This is a genomic window from Nonomuraea glycinis (assembly GCF_014646515.1).
Lineage (GTDB): Bacteria > Actinomycetota > Actinomycetes > Streptosporangiales > Streptosporangiaceae > Nonomuraea > Nonomuraea glycinis.
This window is the reverse complement of sequence record NZ_BMNK01000006.1, coordinates 44311-63973: the sequence shown is the minus strand read 5'-3', so window position 1 is coordinate 63973 and position 19663 is coordinate 44311. Positions and strand designations below refer to the sequence as shown.

21 protein-coding genes are annotated in these 19663 nt (G+C 70.9%); 7 read left to right on the top strand and 14 right to left on the bottom strand.

Features of this window, described 5'->3' with window-relative positions; translation table 11 throughout:
- Nucleotides 1-326: 326 nt before the first annotated feature.
- The 3 genes from IEY87_RS18590 to IEY87_RS18580 are packed head-to-tail and all read left to right on the top strand — an operon-like array spanning nt 327 to nt 5016.
- The gene (locus tag IEY87_RS18590) at nt 327-1349 is read left to right on the top strand and encodes an AAA family ATPase (protein WP_372462264.1); all 1023 of its coding nucleotides are present in this window, start codon (nt 327-329) and stop codon (nt 1347-1349) included.
- Nucleotides 1350-1357: 8 nt separating this feature from the next.
- Nucleotides 1358-2602: a DUF58 domain-containing protein gene (locus tag IEY87_RS18585; protein WP_225277460.1), complete on the top strand. Its 1245-nt coding sequence runs from the start codon at nt 1358-1360 to the stop codon at nt 2600-2602.
- Complete coding sequence (locus IEY87_RS18580; RefSeq protein ID WP_189139953.1) at nt 2599-5016, top strand: transglutaminaseTgpA domain-containing protein; 2418 nt, start codon at nt 2599-2601, stop codon at nt 5014-5016. The genes IEY87_RS18585 and IEY87_RS18580 overlap by 4 nt, the downstream gene beginning before the upstream one ends.
- 75 nt (nt 5017-5091) lie before the next feature.
- Here IEY87_RS18580 and IEY87_RS18575 read toward each other — a convergent pair whose 3' ends face one another.
- From IEY87_RS18575 to IEY87_RS18560, 4 genes are all read right to left on the bottom strand, one after another.
- The gene (locus IEY87_RS18575; RefSeq protein ID WP_189139952.1) at nt 5092-5490 is read right to left on the bottom strand and encodes an SCO2097 family morphological protein; all 399 of its coding nucleotides are present in this window, start codon (nt 5488-5490) and stop codon (nt 5092-5094) included.
- A 202-nt stretch (nt 5491-5692) separates the two neighbouring features.
- Nucleotides 5693-6934 carry a DNA polymerase IV gene (gene dinB, locus IEY87_RS18570; protein ID WP_225277459.1) on the bottom strand — a complete coding sequence of 414 codons (1242 nt, stop codon included), beginning with the start codon at nt 6932-6934 and terminating at the stop codon, nt 5693-5695.
- Nucleotides 6935-6973: 39 nt separating this feature from the next.
- Entirely contained in the window at nt 6974-7726 is a 753-nt protein-coding gene (locus IEY87_RS18565; protein WP_189139951.1) for a methyltransferase domain-containing protein, read from the bottom strand.
- Nucleotides 7727-7937: 211 nt separating this feature from the next.
- Entirely contained in the window at nt 7938-8696 is a 759-nt protein-coding gene (locus IEY87_RS18560) for an MBL fold metallo-hydrolase (RefSeq protein WP_225277458.1), read from the bottom strand.
- Between the two features lie 79 nt (nt 8697-8775).
- Here IEY87_RS18560 and IEY87_RS18555 point away from each other — a divergent pair, with 79 nt between their 5' ends.
- A complete protein-coding gene (locus IEY87_RS18555) occupies nt 8776-9159 on the top strand; it encodes a MerR family transcriptional regulator (protein ID WP_189139949.1) in 384 nt (127 codons plus the stop codon).
- 39 nt (nt 9160-9198) lie between these two features.
- On the opposite strand, the gene nusB is transcribed toward IEY87_RS18555, so the two are convergent.
- The 5 genes from nusB to IEY87_RS18530 all read right to left on the bottom strand — a co-directional run bounded on the left by nusB (nt 9199) and on the right by IEY87_RS18530 (nt 14053).
- The gene (gene nusB / locus IEY87_RS18550) at nt 9199-9609 is read right to left on the bottom strand and encodes a transcription antitermination factor NusB (protein WP_189139948.1); all 411 of its coding nucleotides are present in this window, start codon (nt 9607-9609) and stop codon (nt 9199-9201) included.
- Between the two features lies 1 nt (nt 9610).
- A complete protein-coding gene (efp, locus tag IEY87_RS18545) occupies nt 9611-10171 on the bottom strand; it encodes an elongation factor P (protein WP_189139947.1) in 561 nt (186 codons plus the stop codon).
- Between the two features lie 24 nt (nt 10172-10195).
- Nucleotides 10196-11233, bottom strand: coding sequence for a M24 family metallopeptidase (locus tag IEY87_RS18540; RefSeq protein WP_189139946.1), 1038 nt, complete (start codon nt 11231-11233; stop codon nt 10196-10198).
- Between the two features lie 70 nt (nt 11234-11303).
- Nucleotides 11304-12725 (bottom strand): serine/threonine-protein kinase, encoded by a 1422-nt coding sequence (locus IEY87_RS46700; RefSeq protein WP_189139945.1) that lies wholly within the window; start codon nt 12723-12725, stop codon nt 11304-11306.
- A gap of 287 nt (nt 12726-13012) precedes the next feature.
- A complete protein-coding gene (locus IEY87_RS18530; protein ID WP_189139944.1) occupies nt 13013-14053 on the bottom strand; it encodes an LLM class F420-dependent oxidoreductase in 1041 nt (346 codons plus the stop codon).
- 93 nt (nt 14054-14146) lie between these two features.
- On the opposite strand from IEY87_RS18530, the gene IEY87_RS18525 reads away from it, so the two are divergent.
- Nucleotides 14147-15034 carry an endonuclease/exonuclease/phosphatase family protein gene (locus IEY87_RS18525; protein ID WP_189139943.1) on the top strand — a complete coding sequence of 296 codons (888 nt, stop codon included), beginning with the start codon at nt 14147-14149 and terminating at the stop codon, nt 15032-15034.
- On the opposite strand, the gene IEY87_RS18520 is transcribed toward IEY87_RS18525, so the two are convergent.
- The 4 genes from IEY87_RS18520 to IEY87_RS18505 are packed head-to-tail and all read right to left on the bottom strand — an operon-like array spanning nt 15020 to nt 18590.
- Entirely contained in the window at nt 15020-15580 is a 561-nt protein-coding gene (locus tag IEY87_RS18520; RefSeq protein ID WP_189139942.1) for a nucleotidyltransferase family protein, read from the bottom strand. The two genes, IEY87_RS18525 and IEY87_RS18520, sit on opposite strands and share 15 nt — an antisense overlap.
- Nucleotides 15577-16668 (bottom strand): XdhC family protein, encoded by a 1092-nt coding sequence (locus IEY87_RS18515; protein ID WP_189139941.1) that lies wholly within the window; start codon nt 16666-16668, stop codon nt 15577-15579. Before IEY87_RS18515 ends, IEY87_RS18520 begins: the two co-directional genes overlap by 4 nt.
- On the bottom strand, nt 16661-17731 hold the full coding sequence (locus tag IEY87_RS18510) for a vWA domain-containing protein (RefSeq protein ID WP_225277457.1): 1071 nt from the start codon (nt 17729-17731) through the stop codon (nt 16661-16663). Before IEY87_RS18510 ends, IEY87_RS18515 begins: the two co-directional genes overlap by 8 nt.
- Nucleotides 17724-18590: an AAA family ATPase gene (locus tag IEY87_RS18505; protein WP_189139939.1), complete on the bottom strand. Its 867-nt coding sequence runs from the start codon at nt 18588-18590 to the stop codon at nt 17724-17726. Before IEY87_RS18505 ends, IEY87_RS18510 begins: the two co-directional genes overlap by 8 nt.
- 106 nt (nt 18591-18696) lie before the next feature.
- Between IEY87_RS18505 and IEY87_RS18500 the strand changes: the two genes are divergently transcribed.
- Both IEY87_RS18500 and IEY87_RS18495 read left to right on the top strand, forming a co-directional pair.
- Nucleotides 18697-18921: a hypothetical protein gene (locus IEY87_RS18500; RefSeq protein ID WP_189139938.1), complete on the top strand. Its 225-nt coding sequence runs from the start codon at nt 18697-18699 to the stop codon at nt 18919-18921.
- Nucleotides 18922-18943: 22 nt separating this feature from the next.
- A complete protein-coding gene (locus tag IEY87_RS18495) occupies nt 18944-19201 on the top strand; it encodes a hypothetical protein (RefSeq protein WP_189139937.1) in 258 nt (85 codons plus the stop codon).
- Between the two features lie 7 nt (nt 19202-19208).
- Here the strand turns inward: IEY87_RS18495 and IEY87_RS18490 are convergent, their stop codons facing one another.
- Nucleotides 19209-19661: a PH domain-containing protein gene (locus IEY87_RS18490; RefSeq protein WP_189139936.1), complete on the bottom strand. Its 453-nt coding sequence runs from the start codon at nt 19659-19661 to the stop codon at nt 19209-19211.
- Nucleotides 19662-19663 lie beyond the last annotated feature (2 nt).

Here is a 19663-nt window from a genome sequence, read left to right as displayed (position 1 = left end):
CTGATTCTAACATTCTTGATCACCGTTTCGGCGCGCGTTATCGCAGGTCAGGGCGCTGAGGCCGGAGGGGGTGCGGTGGAGCCGCCCACCCGGTCACGGGCGTGTCGAAGGCCGCGATCCTCCCCGGATCAAGGGGGCGGCAGGGTCCCGGTGGAGGAAAGTGGGGCGGGCTCACAGCGGGAGTGTCACGGGATTCGTACCTGTATGCGACAAGAACGGGAACTGCACCGGGCTTCTGTGGATTATCCGCAAAAGTCGCTGTAGAACGCCCAGAGTCGTAGGGTCATGCAGATAATGGAAAACAATGGCTTGGCACCCGCAAAGGCATGCTTGCGTCGCGGGTCGGCCGAAGCACTTCTCATGGAGGCCTGGTGGCAGTAACCCATGACGTCCCTCCCCAACTCGGCGAGCTCGTCTCCACGGCCCACCGGATCCAGCAGGCCATCGAGTCGGTGATCGAAGGGAAGAGCGACGCGGTCCGCCTCACGGTCACCGTGCTGCTCGCCGAGGGCCACTTGCTGATCGAGGACGTCCCCGGGGTTGGCAAGACCATGCTGGCCAAGGCCCTGGCGCGGTCCATCGACTGTCCCGTGCGCCGGGTGCAGTTCACCCCCGACCTGTTGCCGAGTGACATCACCGGAGTGAGCGCCTACAACCAGCAGACCCGCGAGTTCGAGTTCAAAGCGGGACCGGTGTTCGCCAACATCGTGGTGGGCGACGAGATCAACCGTGCCTCCCCCAAGACACAGTCGGCGTTGCTGGAATGCATGGAGGAGCGCCAGGTCACCGTCGACGGCATGACGTACCAGCTGGACTCGCCGTTCATGGTGATCGCGACGCAGAACCCGATCGAGATGGAGGGCACCTATCCCCTGCCGGAGGCGCAGCGGGACCGGTTCACCGCCAGGATCGCGATGGGCTACCCCGAGCCGACCGCCGAGCTGGAGATGCTCGACGTGCACGGCGGCACCTCCCCGCTGGACAAACTGGAGCCGGTGGCGACGACGGCGCAGGTGCGGGCACTGATCGACGCCGTGCGCGGCGTGTACGTCTCACAGCCGGTCAAGAAGTACGCCATCGACCTGGCCGTGGCCACCCGCCACTCCCCCGACCTCCGCCTGGGCGCCTCCCCGCGCTCGACGCTGCAGCTCGTCCGGGCGGCCAGGGCGCACGCGGCGCTGGCGGGCCGGGACTACGTCATCCCGGACGACCTCCAGGAGCTCGCGCTCCCCGTGCTCGCGCACCGGCTGCTGCCGAGCATCGAGGCCCAGGGGCAGCGACGCCTGCCCGAGCAGGTGGTGACAGAGCTGGTCAGGCGCGTACCTGTGCCGGAGACCCGGGCGTCGTGAGAGCCGGAATGCGAGCGCTCACCTCCAGGGGGCGCTCGTTCCTCGCCTCCGGGCTGGCCGCGCTGCTGATGGCCGTCCTGCTGGGCGAGAACGACCTGTTCAGGATCGGGGTGCTGGTGACGGCCCTGCCGTTGCTGGCCGCGATGGTGGTGGCACGCACCCGATACCGGCTCAGCTGTGCCCGGCGCCTGGACCCGGCCAGGGCCGAGGTCGGCGGCGAGGCGACCGTGACCCTGCGCCTGGAGAACGTGACCAGGCTGCCGACCGGGCTGCTGCTGATCGAGGACACCGTCCCGTACGCGCTGGGCGTGCGGCCCAGGTTCGTGCTGGACAGGGTGGAGGCGCGCGGCGTCCGGGAGATCGACTACCGGGTCCGCTCCGACCTGCGCGGGCGCTACACGATCGGCCCGCTGTCGGTGCGCATCGCCGACCCGTTCGGCCTGGTGGAGCTGGCCCGGGCGTTCACGATCAGCGACACCCTCGTGGTGACCCCGCAGGTGGTGGCGCTGCCGCACGTACGGCTGTCCGGCGAGTGGACCGGCGGCGGCGACAGCCGTACGAGGAGCGTGGCGGCCGCGGGCGACGACGACGTGGCGCCGCGCGAGTACCGGCAGGGCGACGACCTGCGCCGGGTGCACTGGCGCTCCACCGCGCGCCACGGCGAGCTGATGGTACGGCGCGAGGAGCAGCAGTGGCAGAGCCGCGGCGCGCTCCTGCTCGACACCCGCAGGTACGCCCACCGCGGCGACGGCCCGCGCTCCTCCTTCGAGGTGGCGGTCTCGGCCGCGGCCTCGATCGGCGTGCACCTCTCGCGTGAGGGCCTGGGCCTGCGGCTGGTGACCGACCAGGGCGCCGAGCATCTGACGGACTCCGGACTGAGCTGGTCGCTGCTCGACACGCTCTCCATGGTGCGCAGCAGCTCGGCCCGCTCGCTGGAGATGGGCGTGTCCGCGCTTCGGCAGGGCGGCGGTGACGGCCTGATCGTGGCCGTGGTCGGCGCGCTCGACCCGGAGGAGGCGCGGGAACTGGCCCGGCTCAGGCACAGCGGCATCACCGGTGTGGCGGTGCTGCTCGACGTGGACACCTGGGACGGCGAGGCCCCCGGCTCGGCGGAGAACCTCCGGGCCGTGGAGACCGTCCTGGCCGGCTACGGGTGGCGGATCGTCCGCCTGCCCGCCGGCGTCTCGATCGCCTCGGTCTGGCCGGACGCCGCCAGCCGGGGCAGGTATTCCCTCACCGGAGGTTCGGCATGAGGCTCTCGATAGCGGCCGCGGTGGCGACGTTCACCTCGGCCATCCTGCTCTATCCGCTCTTCGAGGGCGGCCGGTGGTTCTGGAGCTCACTGGGCGTGGTGCTGGCCGTACTGGCCGCCAGCGTGCTGAGCACCCGGCTGTCGCTGCCCGCGTGGGCCGCGCCGCTGGTCAGCGTGGCAGCGCTGTGGATCTTCCTGACGGCGTCCTTCACCGCCGAGGAGGCCTGGGCGTGGGTCGTGCCGACCAAGGAGTCGGTCCTGGAGCTGGCCGGCCTGCTGAGCACCGGCTGGGACGACATCCAGCGGTTCGCCGCGCCGGTGCCCGCCAACGAGGGCATCTCGCTGCTGACCGCCGGCGGCGTCGGCCTGATCGCGATCATCGTCGACCTGCTGGCGGCCCGGCTGCGGCGGGCCGCGCTGGCCGGGCTGCCGCTGCTCGCGCTGGCCACGGTGCCGGCCACGATCCTGATCGATCCGATCAGCTGGCCCGCATTCATCATCGCGGCGCTCGGCTTCGTCAGCATGCTGGCCGCCGACGGGCGTGAGCGGGTCGGGCACTGGGGCAGGGCGGTGCTGGTGCGCCGCACCCGGGCCGCCCGGGCCGATTTGCCCGCCCACACGGCCGACACGCGCGCGCTGCGTCTGTCGGGCAAGCGGATCGGCTTCGCCGCCATCGCGCTGGCCGTGCTGGTGCCCGCGGCGCTGCCGGCGATGGAGCCGGTCTCGTTCTTCAGCTTCGGCGTGGGCGGCAACGGCTCCGGCCTGGGCAACTCGATCAGCATCCCCAACCCGATCGCGAACCTGAAGGGGCAGCTGGAGCTGCCGGAGAAGCGCACCGTCCTCACCTATGTCAACAACGACAACCAGCCGCGCTATCTGAGGATCTACGCGCTCGACACCTTCGACGGCGACCAGTTCGGGATGACGCAGCCGGAGGGCGCGCCGGAGAACCGGACGGAGAACGGCCCGCTGCCGCCGCCGCCCGGCCTGAGCCGGCGCGTGAAGGTCGACAACGTCCGGTCCACCATCACCGTCAGCGACGAGATCGCCAAGTTGTCGTTCCTGCCGCTGCCGTATCCCGCCAGGGAGATCCGGATCGACGGTGACTGGCGCGCGGACGTCAGCACGCTGATGGTCTTCTCCACCCGCGACGAGGCGGCGGGGGTGGAGTACCAGGTCGCCACGAGCGAGCCGGTGCCGACGGCCGACCTGCTGGACTCGCTCCCCGAAGGCACCCAGGGCGCCGACCCTCGCTATCTGGAAGTGCCCGACGACCTGCCGCCGGGGATCACGGATCTGGCGGCGCAGGAGACGCAGGGCGCGTCGACCCCCTATCAGGCCGCGGTCAAGCTGCAGGAGTTCTTCACCCGTACCGGCGGTTTCGTCTACAGCCTGGAGACGCAGGGGCACAGCAACTCCGCGCTGCAGGACTTCCTGCTGCGCAGCAGGGCGGGCTACTGCGAGCAGTTCGCCGCGTCGATGGCGCTGCTGGCGAGGATCGCCGGCATCCCCTCGCGGGTGGCGATCGGCTACACGGGCGGCACGCAGATCGGCGGCCGGTGGACGGTCGGCACCAACGACTCCCACTCCTGGCCCGAGCTGTACTTCGAGGGCGTGGGCTGGCTGCCGTTCGAGCCGACCCCCGCGGGCTCGCTGGGCCAGGGCAGCGCCCGGGTGCCGACCTACACCCAGCCGCGGCCGAGCGCCACGGCTTCCAGCGCGGCCCCGACCCCCGGAGCCACCGACTCCTCCGCGGACGAGCCGCAGGACCCGGGGACCCGGCAGAACCCGCGCGAGCTCGACCGTGAGGCGCTCATCGCCGCCGGCGGGCTGCCGCCGGACGAGTCCATGCCGCTGATCGCCAAGATCGGCATCGGCGCGGGCGTGTTCCTGCTGATCCTGCTCATCCCGGCCGCGATCAGGCTGGTGACGAGGAGCAGGCGGGTCCGCACGCTCGGCTGGAAGGTGTCGCGGCCGGCGGACGGGGTGACGGCCAGGGTCGTGTCGGTGAACTATCCATCGGTCGCGGCGGCCTGGGCGGAGCTCGACGACGCGTTGTGCGACTACGGGCTGACGCGCCAGGCCAGCGAGACGCCGCGCGCGCTGGCGCGGCGGCTGACCGAGCAGTACGAGTTCGACGCCGAGTCGGGCGCGGCCGTCATGACGATCGCGACGACGGTGGAGCGGGTGCTGTTCGCCAGGGATCCCGGCGAGATCGGCCCGCTGAACAAGGACCTGCGCAGGGTGCGGCAGGCGCTGGCGGGGACGGTGTCGCGGGCGAGGCGGGTGCGGGCGGTGCTGATGCCGCCGTCGACGCTACGGCGGCTGCGGCTCATGGGCGAGGGTCTGCTGGACGGCTTCGACCGGCTGGAGAACATCAGGTGGCGGCGGACGGCAGCGCAGAAGGGCGCATGACGATCTGACCGAACGTGCGTGCGGTCGCTCCCCCGGAGGGGAACGGCCGCACGTTCGTCTTATGGGTGCTGAAGCTCAGTGCTCGTCGTGACGACGGCGCCAGCGCTCTTCCATACGCTCCATGAAACTCCCCCGGTTCCCTCCCCGGCGGACCTGCTTGCCTGGGGCGCTGGCTCCTGATGCCGAAGCGGAGTCACCGAACCCATTCATACGTTTCCAGCTGGACAGACCCCACAGACACGCGGCGAGCATGACCACGAAACCGCCGACGCCGAGCGGGATCAGGTTGATCACTACGCCGACCATCAGCAGGACGACACCGAGGACAAAGCCTATGGAGGCTTTGACCAGGCGACGCTTGTAATGGCTGCGCGGGTCACTGATCCTTACGGTGTTGGCCCACTTCGGGTCCTCGGCGTAGAGGGCCTGCTCGATCTGGTCGAGCAAGCGCTGCTCGTGCTCAGAGAGCGGCACGGCGCCTCCCAAGGACGGCCCCAGGACGGGGAATACGGCAACGGACGACACGGGGTGTCCGAACCTCGCGGTCGGTTATCCCCAGAATACGAGGCTGTAGACGTAGGCGAAAGCAAACGTCCAACGCAGACCAAACCGGAGGTGACGTCATGGCTTCATTCTGGGCCATAATTCTCCCCTCCCCCGAAGTCGTGACATCGCCTCACGCCTCCATTTCATCAAGTCTGCCCCGAACTAGCGATGCCGGGAGCACCGCATCGGGACCGAATCTCCGCACAGCCCGGTCCATGGCCTGCTCGGCCTCGCGCCAGCCGGTCTCCCGCTCACCCAGGCTGAGCTGGCGGGACGCCGAATCGGCAGGGCGCAGACCTTCCATCCGGACCCCCACCAGGCGCAACCGCACGCGGTCGAGATCCGCCGCCTGGAACAGCTCACAGGCTGTGGCGTAAATCTCCTGAGCGACGTCGGTGGGCTCTTTGAGGGTCCTGGACCGACTGATCGTGGAGAAGTCGGCGCGGCGCAGCTTCACGCTTACAGTCCTGCCCACGTGTCCGGCCTTACGCATCCGAGCGGCCACGCGTTCGGACAGGCGCAGCAGCTCGCGCCTGATCACCTCGGGATCGTCGACGTCGACGGCGAAGGTCTCCTCGTTGCCGATGCTCTTGTCGGGGACGTGCGCGGTCACCGCCCGCTCGTCCCGCCCCCAGGCCAGCGCCGCCAGATGACCGCCCACCGCCTGCCCCAGCTCGCGCTGGAGCGTGCCGGGAGGCACCCTGGCCAGGTCGCCGACGGTGCGGATGCCCAGACGCACCAGGGACTGCTCGGTGCGCTCACCGACGCCCCACAGCGCCGACACGGGCAGCGGATGCAGGAAGGCCACCACCTCGTCGGCGGGCACCACCAGCATGCCGTCGGGCTTGCACTGCTTCGAGGCGAGCTTGGCGATGAATTTACTGCTCGCGATGCCCACGGAGCAGGTGATCCCGAAGCGCTCCAGCACCTCGGCCCTGATCATCGCGGCGATCACGCTGGGTGAGCCCAGCCTGCGTCCGGCGCCGGCCACGTCCAGGAACGCCTCGTCGGAGGCGATGGGCTCGACCAACGGGGTGACCGCGTGGAAGATCTCCATGACGCCCCGGGAGACCTCGGTGTACTTGCCGTGGCTGGGCGGGATGATCGTCGCCCGCGGGCACAGCCTGCGCGCCCTGCTCATGGGCATCGCCGAGTGCACCCCCTGGGCCCTGGCCTCGTAGGTGGCGCTGAGCACCACCCCGCGCCCGGCGGGCGAGCCCACGATCACCGGACGTCCCCGGAGCTCGGGACGCTCCAGCAGCTCGACGCTGGCGAAGAAGGCGTCCATGTCGACATGCAGGATGGGACAGCCGCTGTCATCGACCCCGGTCCGCGGAGCGGGGCCCATGCCTGTGATCTGCTTACGAGACACGCCGCCTATTCTATCCGAACACGTGTTCAACGCCGGTGGTCACCGTCGATGGCCCAGCACATGGAGTTGGGTCGCGATGTCGCGCAGCACCGGATGCGCCGAGGCGGCCTGCTCCAGGGCCACCAGCGCGTCGGCGGCGCCCGGCTCTCCGTCGAGCAGGCGGCTCGGCACCAGGTCGGCGAAGACCCGCACGCCGTGCACCGCGCCCGGCGCGAACCCCGCCGTGGTCAGCAGCCCGGTGAGGGCGTCGGCGTCGAAGCGCCGGGGCGTGGGGTCGCGGTCGCCCCAGCTCCCGGCCGGGTCGGTCAGCACGGACCTGGCCTCGTCGAACTGCCCGGCCAGCGCGCGATGGATGGCGCTGGCCACCGGGTTGGCGGCCAGCACGCTCACCGCGCCGCCGGCGCGGACGAGCTGGGCGATGGCGGTCAGCGCGCCGAGCGGATCCTCGACGTACTCCAGCACGCTGTGACACAGGACCAGGTCGGCGCTGTCGCCGCTGAGCAGGTCTCCCAGGTCGGCCGCGTCGCCCTGGAGCCCGCGCACCTCCACGCCCTTCTCCTTGGCCCTGCGCTCCAGCGCGGCCAGCGAGTCGGGGCTAGGGTCGACCACGGTCACCGAATGACCCAGCACGGCGAGCGGCACGGCGAATCCACCGGTGCCGCCGCCGGCGTCGACGATGTCGAGCACGTCACGCCCGGTGGTGGCGGCCAGCTCGGCCAGCACCCCGCGCAGCGCGTCCCAGACGACGGCGGTGCGGACCGCCGGGGTCCTCGTGGCGCCTTCAGCTCGCAACGTCGGCTCGCCTCCCTCTCCTCCACGGACGCGCCCAGCCTACGCCGTGCACACGGTCGTCGCTCCCTCGCATCGAGGGCAAATTCACACCCCGGAGAACCGAGGGACCCAACGAGCCTGAAGGAGAGGGCGACCAGGGGAACCTACGAGCCCGAGGACCCGCCAGGACACGAGGGCCTACAGGCCCGAGGACCGCCGGCGGGGCGGGCGGTCAGAGGTAGCGGGCCAGTTCCCACGGGTCGTGGGCGGAGATGACCGTCACGTCCTGCGGCAGCTCCCGAAGCCGTGCCTGGTTGGCGATCCGGAGCTCGGCGTCCACCTGGGAGTCGAGCTGCACGATGTCGAGCAGCGGATGCGGCCGCGGGTCGGTGCGGGAGAGCTCCCGGTGGTAGAAGTACGCGTCGCCCGCGTGCAGCAGCCACCCGTCGCCCTGCTTGACGGCCACCCCGGCGTGCCCTCGGGTGTGCCCGCCGAGCGGGATCAGCAGGATCTCCGGCTGCACCCCCTCCACCTGGAGCGCCCCCTCGAACCCGTACCACTCGCTCCCCGCACCGGCCGGGTAGGTGACCCACGAGGGGCCGTGCGCCCAGTGACCGGGCCGGTAGCGGCGACTCGGGCCCTCTTCCAGCGCGGCCTTCAGCTCGGCCTCCATGACGTGCACACTGGCGTGCGGGAAGTCGGGCAGCCCGCCGCTGTGGTCGACGTCCAGGTGCGTGAGCACGATGTGCCGTACGTCAGCGGGGTCGTGACCGAGCGCGGCGACCTGCTCGACGGCGGTCTCGGCGGGTACGAGCGCCGGCTCGACCAGCGCCACCCACTCCGGGTCGAGCAGCTCGCCGGGCCGCGCCACGTCGTCCGCGCCGAGCCCGCTCTCCACGAGCACCAGCCCGGAGCCGGGGGTCTCGATGAGCAGGGCGTGGCAGACGGCGGGCGCGGGAGCGAACTCACGGGTCGATTCGAGCTCACGCATCGAACCGAGATTCAGGTGATGGATTCTCATGGGCACTAGACTGCGACTTGAAGCGCGGTTCAAGTCAAGGAGTGCGAACATGTTGCTCGACATCGCCGAGGTGTCCCAGCGGTCCGGCCTGGCGCCTTCGGCCCTGCGCTTCTACGAGCGCAAGGGCCTCATCACCCCCGACGGCCGCAACGGCCTGCGCCGCGCCTACCAGGCGGAGACGCTGAGCCGGCTCACCCTGATCACCTGCGCCCGCGACGCCGGCTTCACCCTGGCGGAGATCGCCGCCTTCCTGCGCGCGGGCCCGTCGGACACGGTCCTGCGCGAGCGGATGGCGGCCAAGGAGCGCGAGGTCAGCGAGCGCGTCGACCAGCTCACCCGGCTGCGTGACAGCCTGCGTCACGCAGCCGTCTGCGAGCACGACCCGCTGGTGGAATGTCCCGAGTTCAAGCAGGCGATCCGGCGCGCGCGGTGAGGGGCCGCGCGCCCGTCGCCATCAGAGCGGCCAGAGCCGTCAGAGCGTCAGACTGGGCTTGAGCTGCTTGAAGCGGGCCAGCAGACCGTTGACGAACTGCGGCGACTCATCCGTCGACAGCTCCGCGGCCAGGTGCACCCACTCGCTGATGACCACGCCCTCGGGCACGTCGGGCATCCACAGCAGCTCGTACGTGCCGCCGCGCAGCAGATTACGGTCGACGGCGGGCATCCGGTCGAGCGTCCACCCCTCGGAGTAGGTGGTGATCAGCTCGTCGATGCGGGCGGCATGCCTGGCGACGCCCTCGACGATGGCCGAGGTGTACTCGTTCACCGGAGGATCCTTGCGCTCCACCCGCTCGCCGAGGATCTTGATCGGGTCCTCGGTGCGCGCCTCGGCTTCGAAGAGGATGTCGAGCGCTCGCCTGCGTGCTTTGCCGCGTGCCGACACCTCAGGCCCGGCCGAGGTATTCGCCGCTGCGGGTGTCGACCTTGACCCGCTCGCCGGGGGTGATGAAGAGCGGCACCTTGATCTCGGCGCCGGTCTCCAGGGTGGCGGGCTTGGTGCCGCCGGTGGAGCGGTCGCCCTGCAGGCCGGGCTCGGTGTTCTCGATGGTCAGCTCGACCGCGGCGGGCAGGTCCACGTAGAGTGCGGAGCCCTCGTTGAAGGCGATCGTGGCGAGGGTGTTCTCGAGCATGTAGTTGGCGGCGTCACCGACCGTGAGGGCGGGCACGTTGACCATGTCGTAGGTCTCGGTGTCCATGAACACGAAGTCGTCGCCGTCCTTGTACGAATACTGCATCTCGCGCTTGTCGACGTTGGCCACGTCGACTTTCACTCCGGCGTTGAAGGTCTTGTCGACGACCTTGCCGGAGAGCACGTTCTTGAGCTTGGTGCGCACGAACGCGCCGCCCTTGCCCGGCTTGACGTGCTGGAACTCCACGACGGCCCAGAGCTCACCACCGTCGAGCTTCAGCACCATGCCGTTCTTGAGGTCGTTGGTCGTCGCCACTCGTTCTCTCCCGCGTGTGGCCGCTCAAAGAACGAGCAGCTCCTTGGTCGTCTTGGTGAAAAGTTCCGCCCCGCTCCCACGTGTCACGAGAGTGTCCTCGATGCGAACGCCGCCCCGGCCCGGAAGATAGACCCCCGGCTCGACGGTGATCGGAACTCGGTCCTCAAGTCTACCTGTACGGGACGGGCCCAGGAACGGGTCCTCGTGGATCTCCAGGCCCACTCCGTGGCCGAGCCCGTGCCGGAAACGGTCGCCGTGACCGGCCGCCATGATGATGGAGCGCGAGGCCAGGTCCACCTGCTGGGCCGGTACGCCCGGCAGGACCGCCTGGCAGCCCGCCCGCTGCGCCTCGGCGACCAGGTCGTAGATCTCCCGCTGCCAGTCCGCGGGCCGGCCCAGGCAGACGGTGCGCGTCATGTCGGCGTGATAGCCCTGGTAGAGGGCGCCGAAGTCCATGGTGACCAGATCGCCGGAGCGCAGCTCCCTGTCGGTGGGGGCGTGGTGCGGGATGGCGCCGTTCTCGCCGGCGGCGACGATGGTCTCGAAGCCGGGCTTGTCGGCGCCGAGCTCGATCATCCGGGCGTCGAGGAGGCGGGCGAGGTCCCGCTCCGTGACACCTGGCCGGATATTTCGCGAAATATCGGCGAATGCCTGGTCAGTGATCGCGCAGGCCGTGCGGACCAGCTCCAGCTCGTCGTCGTCCTTCACCATCCTGAGCCGCTCCACCAGGGGCTCCAGCGGCACCAGCCCCCCGCCCAGCCGGTTGAAGGTGGCCACGCTCATGCTCGCCGCCTCGATGCCGACGCCGGGCACGGCCAGCCGGCTCGCCACGTCGGACGCCTCCACGGCCTCGACGTCCAGCCCGCGCGTCTTGTCGATGTAGCGGTTGTCGGTCACGAGCAGCGCCGACCCGTCCGCCCCGACCAGGACGGCGGCGTTGGAGCTGGCCAGCCCGGTGAGATAGCGCACGTTGACGCCCGAGGTGACCAGCATCGCGTCGACCTCGTACGCGGGCAGCATGGCCGCGAGGCGCGCCCGCCGTTCCTGGTAATTGACCGTCATTTCGCCAATGTACGTGTATCGCCAACCCTGTCACTATGTGCGACCCACGCCACGTCCGAAGTGTGATCTTCTAGTTGAGCGGCCATTCGCGCAGCCACTCGGCCAGCGGGCCCTCCTCGGCCACCTGTCTCCTGTCCTGCGCCCTGATCAGGTCGCGCGTGATGCTCCTGAGCTGGTCGCGTCCCGCCTCTTCCTTGCCCTCGGCGAACTTCCGCTCGGCCTTCCTGATCTTGTCCTGCGCCTTGCGCGCCACGCGCGGATCGATCCCGTTCAAGGTCATCTGATGCCTGATGGTCTCGTCGAGATTGCGCATCCATCCACCCCACCCGCCCGGCGGCGGCTGGCCGACGCCCACGACGCCCTTGCGATTGACCTCGCCCGTCTCCCGGAGGCCGGTGGGCTCGGCGGTCGGCAGGGGCGAGAACGACGGTTCCGGCGTCAGCGTGGGGGTCGGGGTCGGGGTCGGCGTCGGTTCGGCGGGGGTCTCGCTGGGCGTGCTCGACGCGAGCGGGGTGGAGTCGGCGACGGGTTCCTCCGGCTGCCCCGACCCGCCCCACACCACCATCGCGACGGTGACGGCCACGATCGCCGCCAGCGCCGCCCCGAACTGGATGAACAGCCGCCTGTTGGAGGTGTCCCGGGCGGGCGGCGGCTGGAGCTCGGCCGCGGCGAAGACCGCGGTGTCCCCGGCGCGTGGCGCGGGCTCCTGGAACGCGGGGGCGGGACCGCCCACCACCTTGGCCCGCGGCCTGGCGATGCCGGCCAGCGTCCGCCGCAGCGACTCCCCGCTGCCGGGCCGCTGGGCGGGGTCCTCGGCCAGCAGGGCGATGACCAGACGGTCCAGCTCCTCGGGCACGTCGGGACGGACCGAGCGCGGGCCCTGCCCGGCGGGCGGCTGCCCGGTGAGCAGCTCGTACATGATCACGCCGAGCGCGTAGAGATCGGCCGGCGCCTGTCCGCCACGCCCGTCGAGCTGCTCGGGGGCCCGGTAGCGGCGATCGTCCGGTGCGGGCTCCTGCTCGGCCAGCCCGAATCCGGCGACCTTCAGCACGCCGCTGCCGGCCAGCCGGAGGCTGCCGGGCTTCAGCTGCCCGTGCACCACCCCGGCCCGGTGCGCCGCGTCCAGGCCCGCCGCGGCCTGCCCGACCAGATCGCACACCTCGACGATCTTCATCGGCCCGCGCGCGGCCAGCTCCTCGGCCAGGCTGGGCCCGGTGAGAAACTCCATCACCAGGAACGGGGAGCCCTCGTCCTCACCGACGTCGAGCACCATGGCCACGTTCGGATGGATCACCCGGGCGACGGCCTGGGCGTGCTGCCGCAGGATCTGCCGGGTGCCGCCCCCTACCGCCTTGGCGCCCAGCACGCGCACGGCCACGGTCCAGTCGGCGCGGGTGTCGTACCCTCGCCAGACTTCTCCCATCGGCGAGCTGCCGATGAGCTCATCGAGCCGATACCGGCCGGCCACCAGTGACGGGGTCTCGTCGGACATATCTCCGCCAATACGTAAACAATCATCAGGTTTCGACCCACCATAGAGCCACCGGCCCTCGCACCGCCCCTGAGACCGGGGCACCGGAACGCCGAAACGCCCGCCCTCCCGGAGGAGAGCGGGCGTTTCGACGTGTGCGTGCCGGTGCGCAGGTCGCCTAACGGCGAAAGGCACAACGCGGCTCCAGCCGGACGGTATTCCGCGAAGGCGATAGGTGAGGCCCTGGGACACTGGTCGCACCGGTCACAGGTGAGATAACCAAGGCACGCGGCCGAACATTCCCGCGGTCAGCCGGCGATCTCCCTGATGGTCTCGATCAGCCGCACCCGCTCCTCGTGCGTCGTGCCGAGCGGGCTCACGTTGAGCGTGGTGACGCCCGACTCCTTCAGCGCCGCCACCCGGTCGCGCACGAACCCCTCGCTGCCGATCAGCGCCATCGACTCCAGCAGCTCGGTCGGCACGAGCGCCGCCGCCTCCTCCTTCTTCCCGTCGAGGTAGAGCTCCTGGATCCGCTCGGCCTCCTTCTCATAGCCGTAGCGCCTGGCCAGGTCGTTGTAGAAGTTCTTGCCCTTGGCGCCCATGCCGCCGATGTAGAGCGCCGCCATCGGCCTGCCGAACTCCAGCAGCCCGCGCACGTCGTCACCGATCGCCAGGCCGGCCTGCGCGATCACGTCCAGCTCGCCCAGCTCCGGGTCCCGCCTGGCCTTGCCCGCGGCCAGCGACGCCCCCCACACGTCGGCGGCCTTCTCCGGCATGTAGAAGATCGGCTCCCAGCCTTCGGCCAGCTCCGCGGTCTGCTCGACGTTCTTGGGGCCGATGGCCGCGACCACGATCGGGATGCGGGACCGTACCGGGTGGTTGATCAGTTTGAGCGGCTTGCCGAGGCCGGTGCCCTGCCCCTGGGGCAGCGGCAGCGTGTAGTGCTTGCCCTCGTACTGCACGCGCTCGCGCCGCCATACCTGCCGGCAGATCTCGATGACCTCTCTGGTACGGCCCAGCGGCGCGGTGTACGGAACGCCGTGGAAGCCCTCGATCACCTGCGGGCCCGATGCGCCCAGACCCAGCGTGAACCGCCCGTCGGAGACGTAGTCCAGGCCGGCGGCGGTCATCGCCAGCAGGGTCGGCGTGCGCGAGTAGATCGGCAGGATGCCGGAGGCGATCTGCAGGCGCTCGGTCCTGGCCGCGATGTAGCCCATCTGGCTGACGGCGTCGAAGCTGTACGCCTCGGCCACGAACACGATGTCCAGGCCGGCCTTCTCGTAGTCGGCCAGTTCGGTGACCGTCTCCTTGAATCCGCCCGCGTAGTTGAGTGTCATACCGATGCGCATACTGGACTCCCGCTGAACCGAATGTTGTTCCGTTGCGATGCCAGAAAGGTTAGCGTGTCGGCTGTTCGGCCAGTGAGCCACTAGCTTGGTCACGTGCTGAGAGGGATCGTCGTCGTGGTGTCCGCCGTGGTGGCCGTGGTGCTGGCGGGCCACCGGCTCATCCCGGTCCTGGGGGGCTTCACCGCGATCGTGGAGAGCGTGCTGCCGTGGCTCGGCTGGATCGTTCCGCTCCTGCTGGTCGCCGCCGCCCTGGCCCGTTCGGCGGTGGCCACGGCCGCCGCGCTGGTGCCGGGGGTGGTGTGGGCGGTGATGTTCGGCTCCACGCTGGTCCAGTCGCCGCCCGGCGGGCCCAGCGACCTGGCGGTCGGCACCGTGAACGTGGGCGTGCGCAACAACGCCTCCGGCGAGGCGGTGCGGGCCATCGCCGACGACCTGGACCTGCTGGCCGCCCAGGAGCTCACCCCCGGCGGCCCGGCGGCCAAGCAGCTCAACCGGACGTTCAAGCACCGCTACGCCGTCAGCACGGTCGGGCTGTGGAGCCGCTATCCGATCTCCAAGCGCAAGCCGCTGGACGTCGGCATGGGCTGGGTGCGGGCGCTGCGGGCGGTGGTGACCACGCCGAAGGGCGAGGTGACCGTCTACGTGATGCACCTGGCCTCGGCGCGCCCCGGGCACACCGACTCCCGGGACACCTCGCTGGCCCAGGCGCGCAAGCTCATCGACGCGGACACCAGCGAGCGTGTCCTGCTGCTCGGCGACCTCAACACCGCCACCACCGACCGCGGCATGCGCGGGCTGACGCCGCCGCTGACCGACGCGCAGGCGGCGGCCGGCGACGGGTTCGGCTTCACCTGGCCGGCCGAGTTCCCCATCACCAGGCCCGACCACATCCTGTTCCGCGGGATGACGGCGACCGAGGCGGGAGTGGCTCCGGCGACGGGCAGCGACCACCGGGCCGCCGTCGCCTCACTCCGCTTCTAGCAGGCGGAGGTCCTCCAGCGTGTCGATGTCGGTCGGGTCGCCGGGGCACGCCACCTCGGTGACCAGCTCAGGACGGGAGGCGAGGAACGGCCGCGCCCCCACGTCGCCGCGCGCCAGAGCCGCCACCTCGGCGAAGTGGCGGCGATCGATGAGCACCGGGTTCCTGCGCCTGCCGTCGTAGGTCGCGACCGCCACCTCGGCGCCGGAGTCGATCAGCGCGCGGACCCCCTCCGGCCGCACGAACGGCTGGTCCACCAGCGCGATCACCACCGCCTCCGCCTCGGCGGGCACCGCCGCCAGGCCGACTCGCAGGGACGACCCCATCCCGGACGCCCAGTCAGGATTCTGTACGGTCACCGCGCGGCGCACCTGCGGCGTGGCGGCGCCCAGCACGACCACCACGGGATGGCAGCCGCCCTCCTCCAGCAGTCGCACGCCGCGATCGACCAGCCGCTCCCCCTGGTGCTCCAGCAGCGCCTTGGGCCTGCCGAGCCGGGCGCCCTGGCCGGCCGCGAGCAGCAGTCCGGCGACCCGTGAGCGTCTCATGGCGCCTCGTGATGGATGCGGCCCTCGGTGTCGGTCAGCGGCCGTCCCGAGCCGCCCCAGCGGATCTGGATCAGCTCGGCGGCGATCGCCACGGCCGTCTCCTCCGGGGTGCGGGCGCCGAGGTCGAGGCCGATGGGCGAGTGCAGCCGGGCCAGCTCCTCCTCCGTCAGCCCCGCCTCGCGCAGCCGCGCCAGCCGGTCCTCGTGGGTGCGGCGCGAGCCCATCGCGCCCACATAGCCGGCGTCGGTACGCAGCGCCACCTCCAGCAGCGGCACGTCGAACTTCGGGTCATGGGTCAGCACGCAGATCACCGTACGCTCGTCCACCTCCTGCGTGGCCAAATAGTCGTGCGGCCACTTCACCACCACCTCGTCGGCCTCGGGGAAGCGCTTGCGGGTGGCGAAGACGGGCCGGGCGTCGCAGACGGTGACGTAGTAGCCGAGGAACTTGCCCACCCTGGCCACGGCGGCGGCGAAGTCGATCGCGCCGAACACCAGCATCCGGGGCGGCGGCGCGAGGGACTGCACGAACACCGACAGGTCGTCCAGCCGCCGCTCGCCCTCCGCGCCGTAGCGCCGGATGCCGGTCAGGCCCTGGGCCAGCATGCCGCGCACGTCGTCGTCCACGGCGTCGTCCAGCCGCTGCGGGCCGAGCGTGCCGGAGGCCCGGTCGGGCCAGATGACCCGGCGGGCGCCCACCCGGCCGGGCCCGGACAGCACGGTGGCGACGGCGACCGGCTCTCGCGAGTCCACCGACGCCGCGATCTCCCTCAGCTCGGGGAAGGTCTCCTGGGAGATCGGCGCCACGAAGATGTCGATGATGCCGCCGCAGGTGAGCCCGACGGCGAACGCGTCGTCGTCGCTGACCCCGTACCTCTGCAGGACGGGCGTGTCGATCGCGGTGGCGAGCTCGAACACCGCGCCCTCCACGCACCCGCCGGACACGCTGCCGACCACCTCGTCGCCGTGCACCGCCATGGCCGCGCCCGGCTGACGGGGCGCGCTGCTGAACGTGCTCACCACCGTCGCGAGCCCGAACGGCACCCCCGCCCTCCACCAGCGCATGATCTCTGGCAGTACGTCACGCATGTGCGAGCCTTTCGCTGAGTTCCTCATAGGCGGCCAGGCTGTGCCCGGCGACCAGATCGTCGAGATGCGGCAGTGCGGCCCGCATGCCGCCGGTGAGCGGCTGGTAGTCCTCGTAACCCTTGTGCGGGTTGGCCCAGATCACCCGGTGCGCCTGCCTGGCCAGTCTGGCCAGTTGGGTGCCGAGCAGCTCCGGGTCCCCGCGTTCCCAGCCGTCGGAGGCGATCACCACGATCGCCCCGCGCGCGCTGTGCCGGACGAGGAACTCCCTGAGCTCCTCCCCCAGCCTGGTGCCGCCGCTCCAGTCCGGGATCGCCCGCGAGACCTCGGTGAGCGCGGTGCCGGGGTCGCGGTGGCGCAACTCGCCGGTGATCGAGGTGAGCCTGGTGCCGATCGAGTAGACCTCGGTGGCCCGCGGCTCGCTCCTGACCAGGGCGTGCGCGAAACGCAGCAACGTCTCGGCGTACGCCGCCATCGAGCCGCTGACGTCCACGAACAGCACCACCCGGCGCGGCCTGGTGGTGTGCCGGCGGTGCAGCAGCCTGGCCACCTCGCCCTTCCTGAGCGCCTCGCGGACGGTGCGCGACGGGTCCAGCGGCCCCCGGTGCGCGCGCCGGTGGCGTCGTGACCGCCTGGTGGCGCGGCCGCCGCTGAGCATCGACAGCATCCGGTGCACCTCGGCCCGCTCGGCCTCGGTCAGCCGGGCCACGTCCCGATGGCGCAGGACCTCGGTCCGGCTGGCGGTGGCGGGCGCCACCTCCCCCTCCTCGTGCCGCTCGCCGTCCGCGGCTGCGACGGTGTGCCGGGTCACGGACGTCGTCGCGGTACGGCGCAGCGCCGCCTTCGCACCGCTGAAGTAGGCGGCGAAGCACCGGTCGTAGCGGGGCAGGTCGTCGGGGCCCGCGCAGAGGGTCAGCCGGCCGGCCCAGTAGACCTCGTCCGGCACGGTCACATCGAGGTGGTCGAGCGCCAGCAGGAGGTTCTGCGCCCTGGCATGGTCGGCGGCCACCCCTGCGGCCCGCAGCGTCCTGACGAACCCGGTGACGGTGGCGGCCAGCTCATCCACGGTGCAGCAGCCCACCGGCCAGGACGCGCTCGACGTCCTCGCGGTACTTCAGCGCGGCGCCCAGGCAGGCCGCCGCCAGATCCGGGTCCAGCTCCTTGGCGCCGAGCGTGAGCAGCGCCTCGGTCCAGTCGAGCGTCTCGGCCACGCCGGGCGGCTTCACCAGATCGGCCTGGCGCAGCCGCTCGGCCGCCCGGGCCACCTGCGCGGCCAGCGTCTCGGTGCACTCGGGCAGGCGGCGCAGCAGGATCGCCACCTCCCGGTCGAAGCCCGGGTGCTCCAGCCAGTGGTAGAGGCAGCGCCGCTTGAGCGCGTCGTGCACCTCCCGCGTCCGGTTGGACGTCACCACGACCACCGGCGGTGTGGCGGCCTTGATCGTCCCCAGCTCGGGGATGGAGATGCTGAAGTCGGACAGCACCTCCAGCAGGAACGCCTCGAACTCGTCGTCGGCCCGGTCGATCTCGTCCACGAGCAGCACGCTCGGCTGCGTCTCCAAGGCCTTCAGCAGCGGCCGCGCGATCAGGAACCGGCGCCCGTAGATCTCCCCTTCGAGCCGGGCGAGGTCGGCGACCCCCGCCGCCTCGGCCGCCTTCAGGTGCAGCAGCTGCCGGGCGAAGTCCCAGTCGTAGAGCGCCTGGGCGGCGTCGAGCCCCTCATAGCACTGCAACCGGATCAGCGGCGCCCCGAGCATCGCGGCCAGCGTCTTGGCCAGCTCGGTCTTACCGACCCCCGCCTCCCCTTCGAGAAACAGCGGCCGCCGCATCCGCAGCGCCAGGAACGCGGCCGTGGCCAGTCCTTCGTCAGCCAGATAGGCATGCCGGTCGAGCAACTCGATGAGCTTGTCCGGCGACTCGATGTCCATTGCCCTGATTGTCCGCCGCCACACGCTTCCAGGCAACGCACCATCAGGCCTCACCCGTCTGTCACTCATAGTAACGTGACGATCACTCAAACCCAAAGGAGGGGTCATGCCCCCGAGCCTGCTGCACGAGATGCCCCTCGAGATGATCTCCCGCCGCCCCGGCTTCGCACTGGAACTGCTCGCCTGGGGTCTGCGCGGACATGCCGACGACTACCACGACGCCTGTTTGGAATCGGTCGACCTGAACGAACGCCTCCCCACCGAATACCGGGCCGACTCGGTCATCTCGGTGAAGGGCCCCGATGGCCGTGAACGTTTCGTGATCGACTGAAAGCTCGCTGATCATCTGCCCCGTGGTCGTCGGCCCCAACGAGCTTCCCATCCTGCGGGAAGCACAGGATGTCCTGGCCTCGCCAGAGATCGCCACCCTCAGCGCGATCACCCGACCCCACGACGTCGAAACGGTCGTCGCGGTGGCCACCACTCTGGCCACTTTCGACGACGAGCGGGGCCTCATTCACATCGAATCCTGCGCCGACACCGGCAAGCTGCTGGGCTGGACGAAGAAGGCCGCCACCGCCTCCAGCGTCGAGGAGATCTTCGCCGACTGACCTTCGGTCACTGGTCGCGAGCCTCGCCGCGGTCACGGATCAGTGCCGACAGCTCGGCCGTGGCGCGGCCGGCCAGGGCCTTCTCCGATCCCTGGATGCCCATGGCGCCGATCGTGCGCCCGTCGGAAAAGTCGATCTTGGGCCACGGATCTCCGACGAGCAGGGTGACGTCGATCACCTCGGGCCAGGTGTAGTGGTAGGTGCGTACGGCGTTGACGACCGTGATGCCCTCGTCGTCGGCCTCCACCCGGACCCGGCCGAGCAGGTGGAGGACGTACGCCACCGCGCAGCCGAAGCCCACGATCGCCAGCCGGTCGGCGAGCTTGAAGGGGGCGGCGATGAGGATGGCCATCACCACCGACCCGAGCACGATCAGCACGGCGAATCCGTAGGCGACGATCCGCCCCCGGCGGGGGCGCCAGACGACGGGCAGGGGCGGAGGCTGAACGGGCTCAGGCACGG